Origin of the sequence: Chromobacterium sp. S0633 (assembly GCF_024158805.1) — a bacterium.
Taxonomy (GTDB): Bacteria; Pseudomonadota; Gammaproteobacteria; order Burkholderiales; family Chromobacteriaceae; genus Chromobacterium.
Window position 1 is genome coordinate 1 of sequence record NZ_JAMZGH010000071.1, and the last position, 17,155, is coordinate 17,155.

Below are 17,155 nucleotides of genomic sequence, written 5' to 3' on the forward strand. Positions count from 1 at the left end.
GGTGGAGATGAGCAATGGCTGCATCTGCTGCACCCTGCGCGAAGACCTGCTGCTGGAAGTGTCGCGGCTGGCGCGCGGCGCGCCCTTGCTCAGCACCACGTCGTAGCGGTAGGTGGTCAGCTCGCAATCGCCGCCGTCTTCCTTCAGGCGGATTTCGATCGCGGCGATGTCGCCGCGGCGGCGCGCCAGGCGGCGGAACAGCGCCGGGTCCACCAGCAGTTCCTTTTCCTCGGCGATCAGCGCGTCCAGTTGACGGCGCAGTTCCGCCCGCGTCGGTGCGGCGACGGCGGGCAGCCGGCGCAGCAGGCGGCTGGCCTGGAAGTGGCGCAGCAGGCCCAGGTGGCGCAGGTCGCCCAGCAGCAGTTTGCCGCCGGGGCGCAGCCGCGCCAGCGCCTGGTCCACCACGTCCAGGAAGTAGGCGGCGTCGGGGAAGTATTGCGCCACCGAGTTGAGGATCACAGTGTCGAAGTCGTCCGGCAGGCCGGCCAGCTCGCGGGCTTCGCGCCGCTCCAGCGTCACCTGTTCCAGGCCGCGCGCGGCCACGGTGCGGCCCAGGCGCTCCAGCGCGCGGGCGGAGAAGTCCAGGCCGTGGTAATGCTCGCAGTCCGGGGCGACGGCGAGCAGCAGCATGCCGCTGCCGACGCCGATTTCCAGCACCCGGCGCGGGTTCAGCGCGCGGATGCGGCCGAGGATTTCATCGCGCCAGCGCCGCATGTGCTCGGCGGGAATCAGCGCGTTGTCGTAGGAGTCGGTCCAGCCGACCAGATCGAGGTCGGCGTCCTCGGCCGGCGCGTCTTCGTAGATCATGTCGAAGGCGGGTAGCCAGCCCTTGTCCTTGTCCTTGGCGGCGGCGTCCACGCCGTTGCGCTTGGCGACGTAGGCGACCAGCCGCGCCTGATCGCCGTCGCCGCGCACCACCACGGCGGCTTCCGCCACCGCCGGGTGCTGGCTGAGCAGGGCCTGGATTTCGGCGGTTTCAATGCGGAAGCCGCGCAGCTTGACCTGTTGGTCGGCGCGGCCGCGGTATTCCAGCTCGCCGCGCGGAGTGACGCGCGCCAGATCGCCGCTGCGGTAGAAGCGCAGGCCGCTGCCCAGGTGCGGGTCCGGCATGAAGCGCTGGGCGCTCAGCTCCGGCTGGTTGACGTAGCCCAGCGCCACGCCGGCGCCGCCCACGTGGATTTCGCCCACCATGCCCGGCGGCACCGGCTGCAGGGCGTCGTCCAGCAGACGGATGCACAGATCGGGCAGCGCCGCGCCGATCACGCTGCCCAGCTTGCGCTTGATCTCGGGCAGGCCGATGCGGCGGAAGGTCACGTGCACGGTGGTTTCGGTGATGCCGTACATATTGATCAGCCGCGGGTAGTCGTCGCCGTGGCGGTCCAGCCAGGGTTCCAGGCTGCTCAGGTCCAGCGCCTCGCCGCCGAAGACGACGTAGCGCAGCGCCAGATCGCCTTCGCGCGGGTTGGCTTCCTCGGCGGCCATCAATTGGCGGAAGGCCGACGGGGTCTGGCTCAGCACGGTGACTTTTTCCTCGCACAACAGCTGGTAGAAGGCGTCCGAGGAGCGGGCCAGCAGCGGCGGCACGATTAGCAGGACGCCGCCGTGGGCCAGCGCGCCCCAGATTTCCCATACCGAGAAGTCGAAGGCGTAGGAGTGGAACAGCGTCCACACTTCGCGCGGGCCGAAGCGGAACAGCTCGGCGCTGCTGGAGAACAGCCGGGCGCAGTTGCGGTGGCTGACCGCCACGCCCTTGGGCCGGCCGGTGGAGCCGGAGGTGTAGATGATGTAGGCCAGGCCGTCCGGGTCGTCGCCGGCCGGCAGCGCCGCCGCCGGCGCGGGTTCCGCCGCGTCCAGGGTCAGCAGCGGGCCGGCGAAGGGCGGCAGCGAGGGCGCCAGCGCCTCGGTGCTGAGCACGGCGCGCGCGCCGCTGTCTTCCAGAATGTAGCGGATGCGGTCGGCCGGATAGGCCGGGTCCATCGGCACATAGCCGGCGCCGGCCTTGAGCGCGGCCAGCACGCCGATCAGCATTTCGAAGGAGGGCGTCAGCCACAGGCCCACCGGTTCGCCCGGCCGCACGCCGGCGGCCGCCAGCCGCCGCGCGGCGGCGTCCGACAGCCGTTCCAGCTCGCCGTAACTGAGCTCTTGGCCGTCGCAGCGCAGCGCCGCGGCGTCGGCTTGCCGCGCGGCGAAGCGGCTGAAGGCGCGGTGCACCGGCTCGCAATCGACGGCGGCGGCCTGCCGCGGCAGGGTCAGCAGGGCGGCGGCCTGTTGCGGGGTGGTCAGCGGCAGCGCGGCCAGCGGCGCGTCCGGCTGACGGCTGGCGGCGTCCAGCAGCAGGCTCAGTTGTTCGGCGAGGCGCTCCACCGAGAGCCGCTCGAACAGCGCGGTGTTGTAGGAGAACGCGCCGGACAGGCCGTCCTCGGTCTCGCGCATGAACAGCTCCAGATCGAAGCGGGCGGCCTCCTGGCTCAGCACCGGAGTCAGCCGCAGCCCGTCCAGCGTCGGCATCGCCGCCGGGATGTTGAGCAGGGTGAAGGCGACCTGGAACAGCGGGTTGCGGCTGGGGTCGCGGCTGGCCTGTCCCAGCGCGCCGACCAGTTGGTCGTAGGGCACGGCGGCGTGCTCCACCGCGTCGCGCATGGTGTCGGATTGCCGGCGGGCGAACTGGCGGAAGCTGTCCGCGGGGCCGATGCGGCCGCGGATCACCAGCATATTGGCGAAGAAGCCGATCAGCCCCTCGGTTTCCACCCGTTCGCGGCCGGCCAGCGAGGTGCCGATGGCCAGATCGTCCTGACGCGCGTGGCGGGCCAGCAGCGCCTGGAAGGCGGACAGCAGCAGGCAGAACAGGGTGGTGCGTTCGGCCGCCGCCAGCCGGCGCAGGCGCTCGGCGGTATCGGCGCCGATGTCGAAGCCCACGGTGGCGCCGTCGAAGCCCTGCACCGGCGGCCGCGGCTTGTCGGTGGGCAGCTCCAGCGTGGGCAGGCCGGCCAGTTGGGTTTTCCAGTAGGCGAGGTCGGCGTCCCAGCGGTCTTGCCGGCCGTTGGCGTGCTGCCAGCGCGCGTAGTCCAGGTACTGGATGGGCAGCTCGGGCAGTTCCGGCGCGCGGCCGCGGCTGAGCGCGGCGTAGGCGCGGGCCGCCTCGTCCATCAGCACCGTCAGCGACCAGGCGTCGCCGACGATGTGATGCAGGGTCAGCACCACCGCGTGTTCGTCCGCCGCCAGCTTCAGCAGCGCGATGCGCAGCGGCTGGCCGACGGACAGGTCGAAGGCGTGGGCGCTTTCGCGGCGCGCCAGCGCCTCCAGCCGGGAGGCGGCTTCTTCGGCCGGCAGGCCGGACCAGTCCAGGCGCTCGATGGCCGCGCGGCCGGCCGGCTGCGGGATCTGCGCCGCCGCGCCGTCCACTTCGCGGATGGCGGTGCGTAGCGAGGCGTGGCGCGCCACCACGCAATCAAAGGCCCGGCACAGCGCGTCCGCCTGCAAGGCGCCGCTCAGGCGGAAGGCGGAGCAGATATTGTAGGCGGCGGCGCCGGCGCTCAGCTGGTGCAGGAACCAGAGCCGCTGTTGTTGGAAGGACAGCGGGCCGGAGGCGGCGTCGCCGCGGGCGATCCGCCCGCCGTCGACGGGCGCGGGGGCCGGGAGCAAGACGTCCAGTTCTTGTTCCAGCAAATGGTCGAGAAGGTCCAGGTCGTTATCGTTCCAATCGCTAACGCTCATTTCAATGGCTTTCCAGGTGATGTGTTGTCGGCGCCCATCGGGCTGCGCGTCCATCGCGCCCGATTTGATTTCGATTATTTTTCGAGGTCTGTAAAAATATTCAATTTATGCGGTATATTCTTTGGCGGGTTTTGTGAGTCGGTATTCTCCGATTTAAACAATTCCAATTAGCAATGTTTTGGTTGGATAAATAGATTTATTTAGAAACTGTTTTAATTTTCTAGCGACGGCACGGAGGTTGATATGACGCAGGACGCGATGAACGAAACCAAATACATCGTGGTGGTGAATCACGAGGAGCAATATTCGATATGGCCGGAATATCGCGACATTCCAGCCGGCTGGCGCTCGCTTGGCGTCAGCGGCGCGGAACAGGAGTGTCTGGACTATATTGAAAAGAATTGGACGGATATGCGTCCCTTGAGCCTGAGGCAGTTCATGCAGGAAAATCAAACGGCTTCCCCTTCCGCGAATTAATGGTGTCTATGTCTTGTTTTTGAAGTCGCCGCATCGCGGCGACTTTTTCATTGCAAAGGCAGCCGTCGCGTCAGCCAGGGCAGCAGCAGCCGGTTCAGCCGGGACAATAGCCGGTGGCGCAGGTCCAGCCAGTTGAGGTCCATGTGGTGGCGGGCGTAGCCGCCGTCGGGATCGTCGGCCGGCGGCCAGGAGCTGCCGTCCGGCGTGGGCGAGCCGGGTTCGAAGTAATAGCCGGGGCAGCACAGCGTGGCCGCGTCGTCCAGGCAGCCGCTTTGCTGCACGCACCAGGTGAAGAAGCGCGGCCCCACGGTGACGGCGGTGCGCATCGCCGGCGATTCGCGCAGCCGGGCCGGCATCGCCGGGTCCAGCGGCGCGCACTGGCCGGCGGCCAGCCGGTCCAGCACGGTGTCCCACAAGGGGTGGCCGGGCGCGCTGCCTATCAGCGCGTTGTTGAAGCCGTGGGTGCGCGACAGGATCAGCCGCCTCTCCGGCAGCAGCGGGTCTATGGGCCGCAGGTTTTCGATGTCCATGTCGATGTAGAAGCCGCCGTGCAGCGCCAGGAACAGATAGCGCGCGGCGTCTATGCGTTGGATGTCGCGCTCGAAGCCGGCGTAGCGAGCCGCGAACCAGGGATAGTGCTCGTCGACCAGCGCCTGCATCTTGGGCGCGTCCCAGAACACGAACTCCCAGTCCGGATGGCGTCGCATCCAGCTGTCGCGGTAGCGGCGGTATTTGTCCGGCAGCGCGGCGGCGCCTTGATACCAGATCTGATGGATGCGGCGCGGAATGCCCGCCTCCGGAGCGGAAAGTGTCGGCTTCACGAGAAGGTCGCTCCGCCGTCGATGGCGATGATGCGGCCGTTGAAGTAATCGCATTCGATGATGAATTTCAGCCCCTGCCAGATTTCCGCCGGCTCGGCCATGCGCCGCAGCGGCACCTGGGCGATCAAGTCCTCGCGGGTGGCCGGCGCCAGGCCCGCCGCCATCGGGGTGTCGGTCAGGCCGGGCGCGAGGCCGGCCACGCGAATGCCGAAGGGCGCCAGTTCCAGCGCCCAGGTCCGGGTCAGCGCGTCCAGGCCGGCCTTGGACGCCGCGTAGTTGGACTGGCCGGGATTGCCGGCGCTGGTGACGGAGGAGACGTTGACGATCAGGCCCGGCGTGTTGAGGCCGGACTCCACGCGGGCGGCGGCGAATTCTCGGCTCAGCAGATAGGGAGCGGTCAGATTGGCGTCCAGCACCGCCCGCCATTGCGCGGTGGGCAGCTTGCGGACGAAGCCTTCCACGTCCAGCCTCACCAGCCAGCCGTCGCGCAGGATGCCGGCGTTGTTGACCAGCAGATTGGCTGGCTCCGTGTCCTCCGACGCCGTTTTCAGAAAGGCGCGGACCGCGGCTTCCTGGCTCACGTCCAGCACCGAGCCGCGCACCGCGCCGGGCAGGCCGGCGGCGTCTTCCTCCAGCCGGCGCAGGCCGGCGGCGTCCAGGTCGGCGGCGTGGACCCGCGCGCCGGCGCGGGCCAGTTCCAGCGCGAAAGCGCGGCCGATGCCGCTGGCGGCGCCGCTGACGATGGCGTTGATGTGTTCCAGTTTCATTCTGCGGTTTCCATGGTGGTGGTTTGGGCGGCGGCCTGGCGCAGCGCGTCGCGCTCGGCGTCGGACATGCCGCGCAGCTTCAGGTAGACGGCGGCGATCTTGGCGGCCAGGCCGGGCGCGGACTCGCGTTCGGCCAGCAGCGCGGCCAAGGCGCGCGGGGTCTGGGCGTGGAAGGTGGCGCGCAGCGGCAGGGTCTGCCGGAAGATCTTGTTGACGCGCACCTGGATGCGGGTGGCCAGCAGCGAATGGCCGCCCAGTTCGAAAAAGTCGTCGTCGGCGGCGATGCCGGCGCGCTCGAACACTTCTTCCCACAGCGCGCACACGGCTTGCTCCAGCGCGCCCTGGGGCGCGCTGCCGGCGCGGGTCGGCGCGTTCGCCGCCGGTTCGGGCAGGGCCTTACGGTCCAGCTTGAGGTTGGCCGTCAGCGGCAGCCGCTCCAGGGTGACAAAGCGGCTGGGCAGCATATAGCCGGGCAGCGCGGCGGACAGCCGGGCGCGGACCCGCTGCAAGGCGGCCGGATCGGCCTCGTCGCCGGCGCGCCAGGCGCCGCTGTCGTCCGGCACCAAATAGGCGATCAGCCGGGCGTGGCCTTGCGGGTCGCGGCGGACGGCCGCCGCGGCCTGGCGCACGCCGGGCAGCTCGCGCAGCCTGGTTTCCACTTCCTCCAGCTCCAGCCGGAAGCCGTTGAGCTTGGCCTGGCCGTCCAGCCGGCCCAGCACGCGGACCTCGCCGTTCGGCAGCAGGCAGGCCAGATCGCCGCTGCGGTAGACGCGGGCGCCGGGCCGGCCGGCCAGCGGATCGGGGAGGAAGCGGGCGGCGGTTTGCGCCGGCGCGCCCAGATAGCCCAGCGCCAGGCCGTCGCCGCCTATGCGCAGTTCGCCGGCCAGATGCGGCGGCAGCGGCTGGTCGTGATGGTCGGCCGTCCACAGCGTGGTGCGGCGGATGGCGTGTCCGGCCGGCGGCGGCAGCTGGCCGCCGTCCACCCGGTGCAGCGCGGACCAGATGGTGGTTTCGGTGGGCCCGTAGACGTTCCACAGCGCGGCGCCGGCGTCCAGCAGCGCGCGGGCCAGATCGGCGGGCAGCGCCTCGCCGCCGCACCAGGCGCGCCGGCCGGGCGCGGGCTTCCAGCCGGCTTCCAGCAGCATGCGCCAGCTGGCCGGCGTGGCCTGGATCACGCTGGCGTCACGGCGCGCGGCCTCGGCGGCCAGCGCCGGGCCGTCCCCGGCGGCCGAGGCCGGCGCGATGGCGACGGTGCCGCCGCAGACCAGGGGCAGCAGCAGTTCCAGCGCGGCGATGTCGAAGGACCAGGTGGTGACCGACAGCAAGACGTCGTCGGCGCTGAAGCCGGGCTCGGCGCGGAAATGCCTCAGGATGTTGGCCAGCGAGCGATGGGCGATCTGCACGCCCTTGGGCCGGCCGGTGCTGCCGGAGGTGAACAGGGTGTAGGCCGGCGCTTCCGGGTGGAGCGCGTCGCCGGGCAGCGGGCCCTCGTCGATGTCCGCGGCTGCGGGCGGCAGGGGCGCGGGCAGCGTCAGCAGCTTGGCGGAGGCGGGCCAGCCGGAGGCGTCGCCGTCGACGAGGATCAGGCCGGGGCGGGCGTCTTCCAGGATGGCGTCGCGGCGCAGCGGCGGCAGCGCCGGGTCCAGCGGCAGGTATTGCGCGCCGGCCCACAGCGTGGCCAGCAGCGCGGTCAGCGCGCGCGCGTCAGGCGGCAGCGCCAGCGCCACGGTGTCGCCCGGGGAGACCCCGTCGGCGATCAGCCAGCGCGCCAGCGCGCGCGCGCCGCTCACCAGTTGGCCGTAGCTCAGGCTGCCGTCCTCGGCGGCGACCGCGGTCTTGCCCGGCTTGAGGCGCGCGGCGGCGCTCAGCATGGCGAGCACGGTGTCGCCGTCCGGCGGCGGGAAGGCGGCCGGCGGCGTCGGCTCGGCCAGGCGCAGATCGCCGACGCGGTCCGCGCCGTCGGCGATCTGGCGCAGCAGCCGCGGCAGCGCGTGCAGCAGCGCTTCCACGCGTTCCGCCTCGATGCGGCCGGCGTCGAAGACGCCGTCCAGCTCGATGGCGTCGGCGCCGGGTTTGACGTAGAGGGTCAGCGGGTAGTTGGATTGCTCGCGCGCGGAGGCCGCGCCCACGCGCAGCGCCTGGGCGGCGTCGCCGACCTCGGCGCGGATCGGGTAGTTCTCATAGACCAGCACCGCGTCGAACAGCGGCTGGCGCGCGGACAGGCCGCTCCAGCGCTGAATGTCCACCAGGGCGCTGGCTTCGTGCGGCACCAGCCGGCTTTGGGCGTCTTGCAGCCGGCCGAGGAAATCGCCGATAGGCTGCGCGGCCGAGCAGTCGGCGCGCAGCGGCAGGGTGGCGATGAACAGGCCGACGGCGGCGTCGCGGCCGGGCAGCGATTCGGGCCGGCCGGACATGGTGACGCCGAACACCAGATCGTCGCAGCGGCCGATGCGGGACAGGGCCACCGCCAGCGCGCCCTGGAACAGGGTGTTGAGCGTGACTTTGCGTTCGCGCGCGGTCTTGCGCAGCGCGGCGCCCAGTTCCGGGCTCAGCCGCAGCGACTGGGAGCGCGGCCGGGCCGGGCCGCCGGCCGGCAGCAGGGCCAGATCGGCCGCGGCGGCGTAGCCGCTGAAGTAGTCGCGCCAGAAGGCTTGCTGGGCCTGGCGGTCGCTATGCGCGCGCAGCCATTTGATGAAGCGCCCGAAGGAGGGCGCTGGCGGCAGCGCCGCGCTCTGGCCCTGGCTCAGTCCGCGGTACAGGGCCAGCGCCTCGTCGAAGACGACGGCCATGGACCAGCCGTCCAGCAGCGCGTGGTGATGGGTCCAGACCAGCCGCCACGGCGCGCCGTTACGCGTCAGCAGCGCGAGGCGCATCAAGGGCGGGGCGTCCAGCGCGAAGCCGGCGGCGCGGTCGGCGGCCAGATAGCGTTCCAGCGCGGCCTCGTCCGGCGTTTCGCGGACGGAGAACGGCAGCGCGGGCGCGCGATGGACCCGCTGCAGCGGCGCGGCCAGCCCTTCCCAGGCGAAGCTGACGCGCAGCGCGTCATGCCGCGCCAGCACCTGTTCCCAGGCTTGGCGCAGCAAGGCCGGGTCCACCGCGCCGTCCAGTTCGGCGACCACTTGCTCGATATAGACGCCGGCCGGGCCGGCGGCGGCTTCCATCCGCGAGTGGAACAGCATGCCTTCCTGCACCGGGGTCAGCGACCACAGGTCGACGATGTCGCCATGCGCGCCCAGCGCCGCGGGCAGGCCGGCCTCGTCCAGCGCGGCCAGCGGGAAATCGTCCGGGGTCAGGGCCGACGCCGCGGCGTCGGCGTCCAGGCTCAGCAGCGCCAGCAGCCGCTGCCGCGTCTGGCGGGCGAGGGCTTCCACCGTCGCGCGCGGCAGGGCGGCGCGGCCGTAGTTCCAGCGCAGCGACAGCTTGCCGTCGCTGACCAGGGCCACGATGTCGATCAGCCGCGGGCGCAGGCCGTCCGGGTCTTCCATCGCGCCCACTGATTCCGGCGCCGGCGCCAGCGCGCCGTCGGCCGGCAGGCTGGCGTCGAACTGGCCCAGGTAGTTGAAGGCGATCTGCGGCTCCGGAGCGGTGGCCAGCGCGCGGGCGTCGGCGTCGTCCGCCTGCCGCAGCGCGCCGTAGCCGGCGCCGCCGGCCGGCACCGCGCGCAGCGTCTGCTTGACCCGGCGCAGCAGGCGCTGCGGCGTGGCTTCGGCCAGGCCGCTCACGGTCAGCGGGTACAGGGCGGTGAACCAGCCCACGGTGCGGGAGAGGTCCAGCGTCTCGTCGTCGCGGCCGTGGCCTTCCATGGTGACGGACAGCGCGTCGGCGTCCAGCCAGTCGCGCAGCGCGCCCAGCGCCGCCGCCAGCAGCATTTCCTCGGCGCTGGCGCGCAGCGCTCCGCCGCGGAGCAGGGCGGCGGTTTCGCCGCCGTCCAGCGACAGTTCCACGGTGTCGGCCGCGCCGTAGCGGTTGTCGCGTTCCGCCTCCGCCGTCAGCGGGACGCGGACCGCGTCGGCGGCCAGCCGCGCCTGGTCTAGCCAGTAAGCGCGTTCTTCGGCGGAGGGCGCGCGCGGGCGCAGCGCCCAATGGCCGAAGCCGACGCGCGCCGGCGGCGGGGCCACGCCGGCCAGCAGGCCGGCGAGATCCTGCAACAGCACGCGCCAGGACACGCCGTCCACGATCAAATGATGGATGAGCAACAGCAGCCGGCCGGCTTCGCCGTCGCCGCAGTCGAAGTGCACGGCCCGCAGCAGCGGCCCGCGTTCCAGATCCAACTCCCGCTGCGCCGCTTCGGCGCGGGCCTCGATGGCGGCGGCGCGCTCCGCGGCCGGCAGCGCGCTCAGATCGACGCGCTCCAGCCAGTCTTCTTCGCGCAAGGCCTCGCGCGGCGCGTAGTGTTGACGCCAGCCTTCGGCGCCGGCGGCGAAGCGCAGGCGGAAGGCGTCGTGGCTTTGTTCCAGCCGCAGCAGGGCGTCGCGCAGCGCCGGCGCGGAGACGCCGGCGGCCACGCTCAGCAGCAGCGCCTGGTTCCAGTGGCCGGGACGCGGCAGGGCGCTTAGGCGTTCAAAGAACCAGTGCTGGGCCGGGGTCAGCGGCAGCGGCGTGTCGGACGGAATCTCCGGCAGTTCGGCTTCCGGCCGCGCCGGGCGAACCTGGGCGGCCAGTTCGGCGACGGTGGGATGGCTGAAGATGTCGCGCGCGGCCAGCGCCAGGCCGGCCTGGCGGGCCTGGGCCACGATTTGCAGGCCGAGGATGGAGTCCCCGCCCAATTGGAAGAAGTTGTCGTCGGCGCCGATGTCCTCGCGGCCCAGCACTTGTTGCCAGATCGCGGCCAAGGCTTGCTCTTGCGGGGTGTCGGGCGCGCGGCCGCGGGCCGGGGACGCCGCGTCCGTCTGCGGCGCCGGCAAGGCGGCGCGGTCGGTCTTGCCGTTGGGGCCGACCGGCCATTGCCGCAGCGCGATCCATTGCGCCGGCAGCATGTATTCCGGCAAGCGCAGGCGCAGCGCCGCCAGCATGGCCGCGCGCCAGTCGCCGGCCTCGGCCTCCGGCGTCAGCCGGACGTAGGCGGCCAGCCGGTCCGCGCCGGAGCGGTCGCGGTAGAGCGCGGCGGCGGCTTGGCGCACGCCGGGGCAGGCGGCGAGGCCGGCTTCGATCTCCTCCAGTTCCACCCGCTGGCCGCGCAGCTTGACCTGGCCGTCGGCGCGGCCCAGGTATTCCAGCGCGCCGTCCGGCAGCAGGCGCACGATGTCGCCGCTGCGGTACAGGCGGCCGCCGGGCAGCGGCGACAGCGGGTCCGGGATAAAACGCCGCGCGGTCTGCGCCGGCTGGCCCAGATAGCCGCGCGCCAGGCCGCAGCCGGCGATGTAGAGTTCGCCGCGCACGCCGGGCGGCACCGGATTGAGGCGGGCGTCCAGCACGTGGAAGACGACGCCGTCTATGGGCTGGCCGATGCCGACGGCGAGCGCCGGCGGGTCCGAGCGCAGGTATTCCGCGCTGGAGGCGTCGATGGCGGTTTCGGTGGGGCCGTAGAGATTGACCAGCGGGATGTCCAGCGCGGCGTGGAAGCGGGCCAGGGTGGCGGCCGGCAGCGCTTCGCCGCCGACGAAGACCCGGCGCAGCGCGCGGCAGCCGGCGAAGTCCGGCATCGCCAGCAGCACGGCCAGCAGGCTGGGCACCAGCTGCAGCACGGTGACGCCTTGTTCGCGCACGGCGCGGATCAGGTAGTCCGGGTCGCGGTGGCCGTCCTCGGCCGCCAGCAGCAGCTTCGCGCCCTGGGTCAGCGGCGCCCAGAATTCCCATACCGAGGCGTCGAAACCCACCGGGGTTTTCTGCAGCACCGCGTCGTCCGCGTCCAGCGGGTAGCGGCGCTTCATCCAGGCCATGTGGTTGTCCAGCGCGGCGCGGCCGACGGCGACGCCCTTGGGGCGGCCGCTGGAGCCGGAGGTGAACAGCAGATAGGCCAGCGCGTCGCCGTGGACCGGCGCGACGGGGGCGGCCGCGTCTTCATCGTGCAGATCTTCGGCCAGGTTTGCTTGCAAGACGGCGCAGCCGGGCGGCGCGTCAGCGGCGGGGTCCAGGCTGAGCAGCAGGGCCGGCGCGGCCTCTTGCAGGATGTCGCGGCGGCGCGCTTCCGGCTGGCCGCGGTCCAGCGGCAGATAGGCGGCGCCGGCTTTCAGCGTCGCCAGCATCGCCACCACCAGCTCGGGCGAGCGCGGCAAGTCCAGCGCCACCACCGCGTCCGGGCCGGCGCCGTGCGCCAGCAGCCGGCGCGCCAGCCGATTGGCGCGGGCGTCCAGTTGGGCGTAGCTCAGCGTCGCGCCCTCGCCGGCCACGGCCACGGCGTCCGGGCGTTGCCGCGCGACGGCGGCGATGGCCTGCGGCACCGAGAAGTCGGCGAGGCCGGCGGACGGGCCGCGTAGCGGCTTGGGCGCGCTCTCGGTCAGCGGCGCGTCCAGGCACAGGGCGTCCGGGTTCCGCGTCAGCGTCTCGGCGGCGGCCAGGTAGAGCCGGCCGATGGCGGCCACTTGCGCGTCGGGGAAGGCCGCGCGGTCGTAGGAAAAGCCCAGGGTGACGGCGCCCTCGGCGCGGCTGGCGCTGAAGGTGACCGCCAGCGGGATGTCCACCGCTTCCAGGCGGCTGCTGTCCAGCACTTCCAGCGCGCCGGCCTCGCCCAGTTCGCGGTAGACGTGGAAGTCCACGTAGTTGAAGGAGGCTTCGAAGCGGGCGGCGTCGCCCAGCTTGAGGATGTCCGCCAGCGGGAAGAAGCGGTGAGGCAGGCTGTTGCCCTCCGCCGCCATGGTTTCCGCCAGCAGCGCGCGCCAGCTGCCGCCGACGCGGACGCGCAGCGGCAAGGTGTTGAGGAAGAGGCCCAGCGCTTCGGCGCCGTCGGCGTCGGCCGGGCGGCCGTTGCTGACCAGGCCGGTGACGATTTCGTGCTGGCCGCACAAGCAGGCCAGCGCGCGGGCGTGCACCGCCAGCAACAGGGTCTTCAGCGGCAGGCCGCTGTCGGCGGCCAGGCGGATCAGCGCGGCGGCGACCGCGGCCGGGAAACCGATTTCCTGCGCGCCCACCCTGGCCTTGCCCGCCGGCGCGGCATGCTGCGGCCAGCGCGGAATGGCGGCGGACGGCAGGCCGCTCAATTGGGCGCGCCAGTAAGCCTGTTGCGCCGGATCGGCCAGCGCCGCCCGCTCCGCGGCGACGAAGTCGCGGAAGGCCGCGCGCGGCGCCGGCGCGGGGCCGGTCTGGCCGCGCATGCGTTTGAACAAGGCCGCGCACAGGGTGGCCACGCTCCAGCCGTCCAGGATGGCGTGGTGGAAGGCCAGCGTCAGCTGCCACTCGTCGTCGGCCAGCCGCAGGCAGCCGACGCGCAGCAGCGGCGGCCGCTCCGGCGCGAAGCGCTGCTCGCTCAATTGCCGCAGCTGGCTGGCCACGGCCTCGTCCCGCTGCTGCGGCGACAGGCCGCGCAGGTCGTCGATGTCCAGACTGGGGGTCAGATCGCGCCAGACCAGCTGCAGCGGCTGGGAGTAGCCGGCCAGCGCGAAGCCGGTGCGCAGCAGCGGATGTTCGCGGCTCAGCTCCGCCAGCGCCTGGCGCAGGCGTTCCGGGGCGATGTCGGCGCGCAGCCGGTGGGAGAACACATCGTGGTACAGATTGCGGCCGTCGTCGTATTCATTGTGGAACAGCATGCCGGCCTGCAGTCTGGCCAGCGGCAGCGCGTCTTCCACCTCGGGCGGCAGCCGCGCGCGGTCGGCGGCGTCTATCAGCGCGAAGGGCGGCAGGACCGCGTCCGGCGCGCTGGTGTTTTCGTCTTCGCCTTCGCCCATCGCCTCGAGGATGGCGGCGATGGTGCCGTGGCGGAAAATGTCCTGGATGCTCAGCGGGCAGCCGCGCTCCTTGGCCAGGCCGGCGATGCGCACGCTGCGGATGGAGTCGCCGCCCAGCGAGAAATAATTGTCGTGGATGCCGACGCGGGGCAGGCCCAGCACCTGGCTCCAGATCTCGGCCAGCAGCTGTTGTCTGGGGGTGGCGGCGGGGACGTAGGGCGTGTCCAGCGCCGAGCGCGCGCCCTGCGGCGACGGCAGCGCGCGCGCGTTCACCTTGCCGTTGAGGGTGAGCGGAAACTCGGCCAGCGCGATGAAGGCCGCCGGAATCATGTGGGCCGGCAAGCGCGAGGTCAGATGGCGGCGCAAGGCGTCGGCGCCGGCCGCGGCCGGGTCGTCGGCGCGCAGATAGGCGATGAGTTGGTCGTCGGCGGCGACGAGGTGAACGTCGCTCACCGCCGGATGGCTCAGCAGCGCGGCGCGCACTTCGCCCAGCTCGATGCGGAAGCCGCGTATCTTCACTTGATGGTCGATGCGGCCGCAGTAGAGCAGTTCGCCGTCGGCGCTGCGCCGCGCCAGATCGCCGGAACGGTAGCGCCGTTCCGCGCCGACGCCGGGAAAACGCTCGGCGTTCAATTGCGGGCGGTTCAGATAGCCTAGGCTGACGCCGGCGCCGCCGACCAGGATTTCGCCGGGCGCGCCCAAGGGCACGGGGTGGCCGCAGGGGTCCACCAGTTCCAGGCTCAGGTCGTCCAGCGGCTCGCCTATCGGGCTGAGTTCGCCGCCGGCCTCAAGATCGGCGGCGCGGATGCGGCGGAAGGTGACGTGGACGGTGGTTTCGGTGATGCCGTACATATTGGCCAGCCGCGGGCCGTCGTCGCCGTGCCGCTCCAGCCATGGGTGCAGCTCGGCCAGCCGCAGCGCCTCGCCGCCGAAGATCACCCAGCGCAGCGCGGACGGACGCGGCAGCGGCGCGGCGCTTTCCGCGGCGATCGCCAGCTTGAACGCCGACGGGGTCTGGTTCAGCACGGTGACGCCCTCGCGGCCCAGCAGTTCGACGAAGGCGGCCGGATCGCGGCTGAGTTCGCGCGGCACCACCACGCAGCGGCCGCCGTAGAGCAGCGCGCCCCAGATTTCCCACACCGAGAAATCGAAGGCGAAGGAGTGGAAATAAGTCCAGACGTCGTTCTCGTCGAAGGCGAAATGGCGGGCGCTGGCGGAGAACAAGCGCAGCACGTTGCGGTGGGAAACCAGCACGCCCTTGGGCTGGCCGGTGGAGCCGGAGGTGTAGATCACGTAAGCGCCGTGCCCGGCTTCCAGGCCGGCGGGCGGCCGCGCCGCCGGTCTGGCGCCGCAGCCTATTTCCGCCAGCGACAGGCAGCGGTGTTCCGCCGGCAGCCGCGGCCGGAGTTCGGCGTCGGTCAGCGTGAGCAAAGCCTGGCTGTCGTCCAGCTGATAGGCCAGCCGCTCTGCCGGATAATCCGGGTCCAGCGGCAGATAGACGCCGCCGGCCAGCGTCACGCCCAGCATGGCGGCGATCTGCGCGGCGGAGCGCGGCAGGCAGACGCCCACCCTGACGCCGGGCGCGACGCCGTCCTGGCGCAAGCGTTCCGCAATGGCGGCGGCCTGGGCGCGCAGCTGCCGGTAGCTCAGCGTCGCGGGGCCGTCGCTGACGGCGACGCGGTCCGGAAAACGCTCGGCGGCGGCCAGGAAGGCGGCGGCCAGGCTGTCCGGCCCGCCGCGGCCGGCCGGCGGGAGCGGCGCGGGCGGCTGAACCGCGCTGGGCCGAACCAGGCCCAACTCGCGCAGCGCGGCGTCCGGCCGCGCGGCGATCTGGCGCAGCAGCTCCAGATAGGCCTCGGCCAGCGCCGCGGCCGGCGCCTCGTCCACCCGCGCGCGGTCGAAGCCCAGCTTCAAGCTCAAGCCGTCCGCGCCCGGCACCAGGGTCAGGGTCAGCGGGTAGTGGGTGCGCTCGCGCTGGGAGACGTCGGAAATCCGGAAGCCCAAGCCGTCCGAGGGCAGGGCGTCGCCTATCGGGAAGTTGTCTATCGCCACCAGGGTTTCGAACAGCGGCTGGCCGCGCGGCACGCCGCTGTGGCGCTGGACGTCGGCCAGATCGCTGTGCGACAGCGATTGCAGCTCCAGCTGGCGGCGCTGCACCTCGGCCAGCCATTGCGGCAGCGCGGCGTCGGCCGGCGTCGCCAGGCGCAGCGGCAGGGAGTTGATCAACAGGCCCGCCATGCCGTCCACGCCGGGCAGGTCGATGGCGCGGCCGGACAGGGTGAGGCCGAAGACCACGTCGTCCTGGCGCGCGTAGCGGCTGAGCAGAATGGCCCAGGCGCCCAGCAGCAGGGTGCCCGGCGTTACCCGGCAGCGTTCGGCGGCGGCGGCGAGGTCGCCGTCGACGCGGTAGTCCAGACCTCGTTCGATCTGGCCGACGTCGGCGCCGGCCAAGGCGCCCGGCAGCGCCGGCCGGTCCAGGCCCAGCGGCGTCGGCGCGGCGAGATCGCCCAGCAGGGCGCGCCAGCGGCTGGCGGCGGCGTCCTGGTCCTGGCGGCCCAGCCAGCTCAGATAGGCGGAGAAGGGCGGCGGCGGCGGCGGCAGCGCCGCGCCGGACAGCAGCGCGAAGTAATCGCGCATCAGGATGGGCAGCGACCAGCCGTCCAGCAGAATGTGATGGTGGCTCCAGATCAGCCGCCATTCCGCCGGCCCGTAGCGCAGCAGCGTCAGCCGCATCAGCGGCGGCCGGTTCAGCTGGAAGCCGCGGCGGCGGTCTTCGTCCAGCAGCGCCTCCAGCCGCCGCTCGCGCTCGGCCGCATCGTCTTGGCTCCAGTCGTGGACGGCCAGCGGCGCGCGGGCGCGGCGGAACACCACCTGGCGCGGCTCGGCCTGGCCCTTGGTGACGAAGGCGGTGCGCAGGATGGGATGGCGTTCGGCCAGCCGCTCCAGCGCGTCGGCCATGGCGGCGGGGTCCACCGCGCCGTCCAGCCGGCAGATCAATTGCTCGAAATAGACCGGCGAGCCGGGCGCGAACAAGGTGTGGAACAGCACGCCGCGTTGCAGCGGGCTCAGGGGCAGGATGTCCTGGATCTGGTCTTTGAGGTTCGGTGTGCTTGTCATGGTCATTCTATGTCGGTGAGGTCGTCCAGCAAGGCGGCCAATTCGTTCTCTTCCAGCGCGACGCCGGCGAAGTCCGAGGTGTGGTAGGCGACGGCGGGCAGGCCGCCGGCGCGGCAGAGCGCGGCCAGTTCTTCCAGCGCCAGGCGGCACTGTTCGGCCAGGGCCGGGGTGTCGTGGGCGTCGGCGTAGTCGAAGTCCAGCCGCAGGCGGCCTTTCTCGATGCGGGCGTTGACGGCGACGGCGTGCGGCAGCCGCTGGCGCGGGTCTTGCGCCGGTCCGGCCTCCCGCGCCGACAGCCGCGCGCGCAGCCGCGGCAGCACGCCGTCGGCGGCGTCGTCCAGCCGGCCCAGATAGTTGAAGCTGAGCGGCCGCGGCGGCGCCTGGTCCAGCGGCAGATAGACGGCGCCGGCCTTCAGCGTGGCCAGCAGCGCCGTCACCG

At 72.4% G+C, this 17,155-nt stretch carries 6 protein-coding genes and 1 pseudogene; 2 read left to right on the top strand and 5 right to left on the bottom strand.

The genetic code is table 11. The features are described 5' to 3' along the window. Positions 1-7: 7 nt before the first annotated feature. Positions 8-106 carry a GTP-binding protein gene (locus tag NK214_RS23740; protein WP_305883578.1) on the top strand — a complete coding sequence of 33 codons (99 nt, stop codon included), beginning with the start codon at positions 8-10 and terminating at the stop codon, positions 104-106. A gap of 206 nt (positions 107-312) precedes the next feature. Here the strand turns inward: NK214_RS23740 and NK214_RS23745 are convergent. Further along, positions 313-3,768 (bottom strand): annotated as a pseudogene (locus tag NK214_RS23745) (amino acid adenylation domain-containing protein); the annotation flags it as partial. A 189-nt stretch (positions 3,769-3,957) separates the two neighbouring features. On the opposite strand from NK214_RS23745, the gene NK214_RS23750 reads away from it, so the two are divergent. Then, positions 3,958-4,191: an MbtH family NRPS accessory protein gene (locus tag NK214_RS23750; protein WP_107798078.1), complete on the top strand. Its 234-nt coding sequence runs from the start codon at positions 3,958-3,960 to the stop codon at positions 4,189-4,191. 47 nt (positions 4,192-4,238) lie between these two features. Here the strand turns inward: NK214_RS23750 and NK214_RS23755 are convergent, their stop codons facing one another. The 4 genes from NK214_RS23755 to NK214_RS23770 form a co-directional block, all read right to left on the bottom strand. Next, positions 4,239-5,012 (bottom strand): glycosyltransferase family 32 protein, encoded by a 774-nt coding sequence (locus NK214_RS23755; RefSeq protein ID WP_235084513.1) that lies wholly within the window; start codon positions 5,010-5,012, stop codon positions 4,239-4,241. Beyond that, on the bottom strand, positions 5,009-5,779 hold the full coding sequence (locus NK214_RS23760; RefSeq protein WP_253315675.1) for an SDR family oxidoreductase: 771 nt from the start codon (positions 5,777-5,779) through the stop codon (positions 5,009-5,011). Before NK214_RS23760 ends, NK214_RS23755 begins: the two co-directional genes overlap by 4 nt. Next, positions 5,776-16,716, bottom strand: a complete 10,941-nt coding sequence (locus NK214_RS23765; RefSeq protein ID WP_253315676.1) for a non-ribosomal peptide synthetase — start codon at positions 16,714-16,716, stop codon at positions 5,776-5,778. Before NK214_RS23765 ends, NK214_RS23760 begins: the two co-directional genes overlap by 4 nt. 2 nt (positions 16,717-16,718) lie before the next feature. Further along, a partial coding sequence (locus NK214_RS23770; RefSeq protein WP_253315677.1) for a hypothetical protein occupies positions 16,719-17,155 on the bottom strand: 437 nt, incomplete at its 5' end.

Coding starts and splice junctions, on each gene's coding strand:
- NK214_RS23740 (WP_305883578.1), top strand. CDS start 8: ATGAGCAATGGCTGCATCTGCTGCACCCTGCGCGAAGACCTGCTGCTG.
- NK214_RS23750 (WP_107798078.1), top strand. CDS start 3,958: ATGACGCAGGACGCGATGAACGAAACCAAATACATCGTGGTGGTGAAT.
- NK214_RS23760 (WP_253315675.1), bottom strand. CDS start 5,779: ATGAAACTGGAACACATCAACGCCATCGTCAGCGGCGCCGCCAGCGGC.
- NK214_RS23765 (WP_253315676.1), bottom strand. CDS start 16,716: ATGACAAGCACACCGAACCTCAAAGACCAGATCCAGGACATCCTGCCC.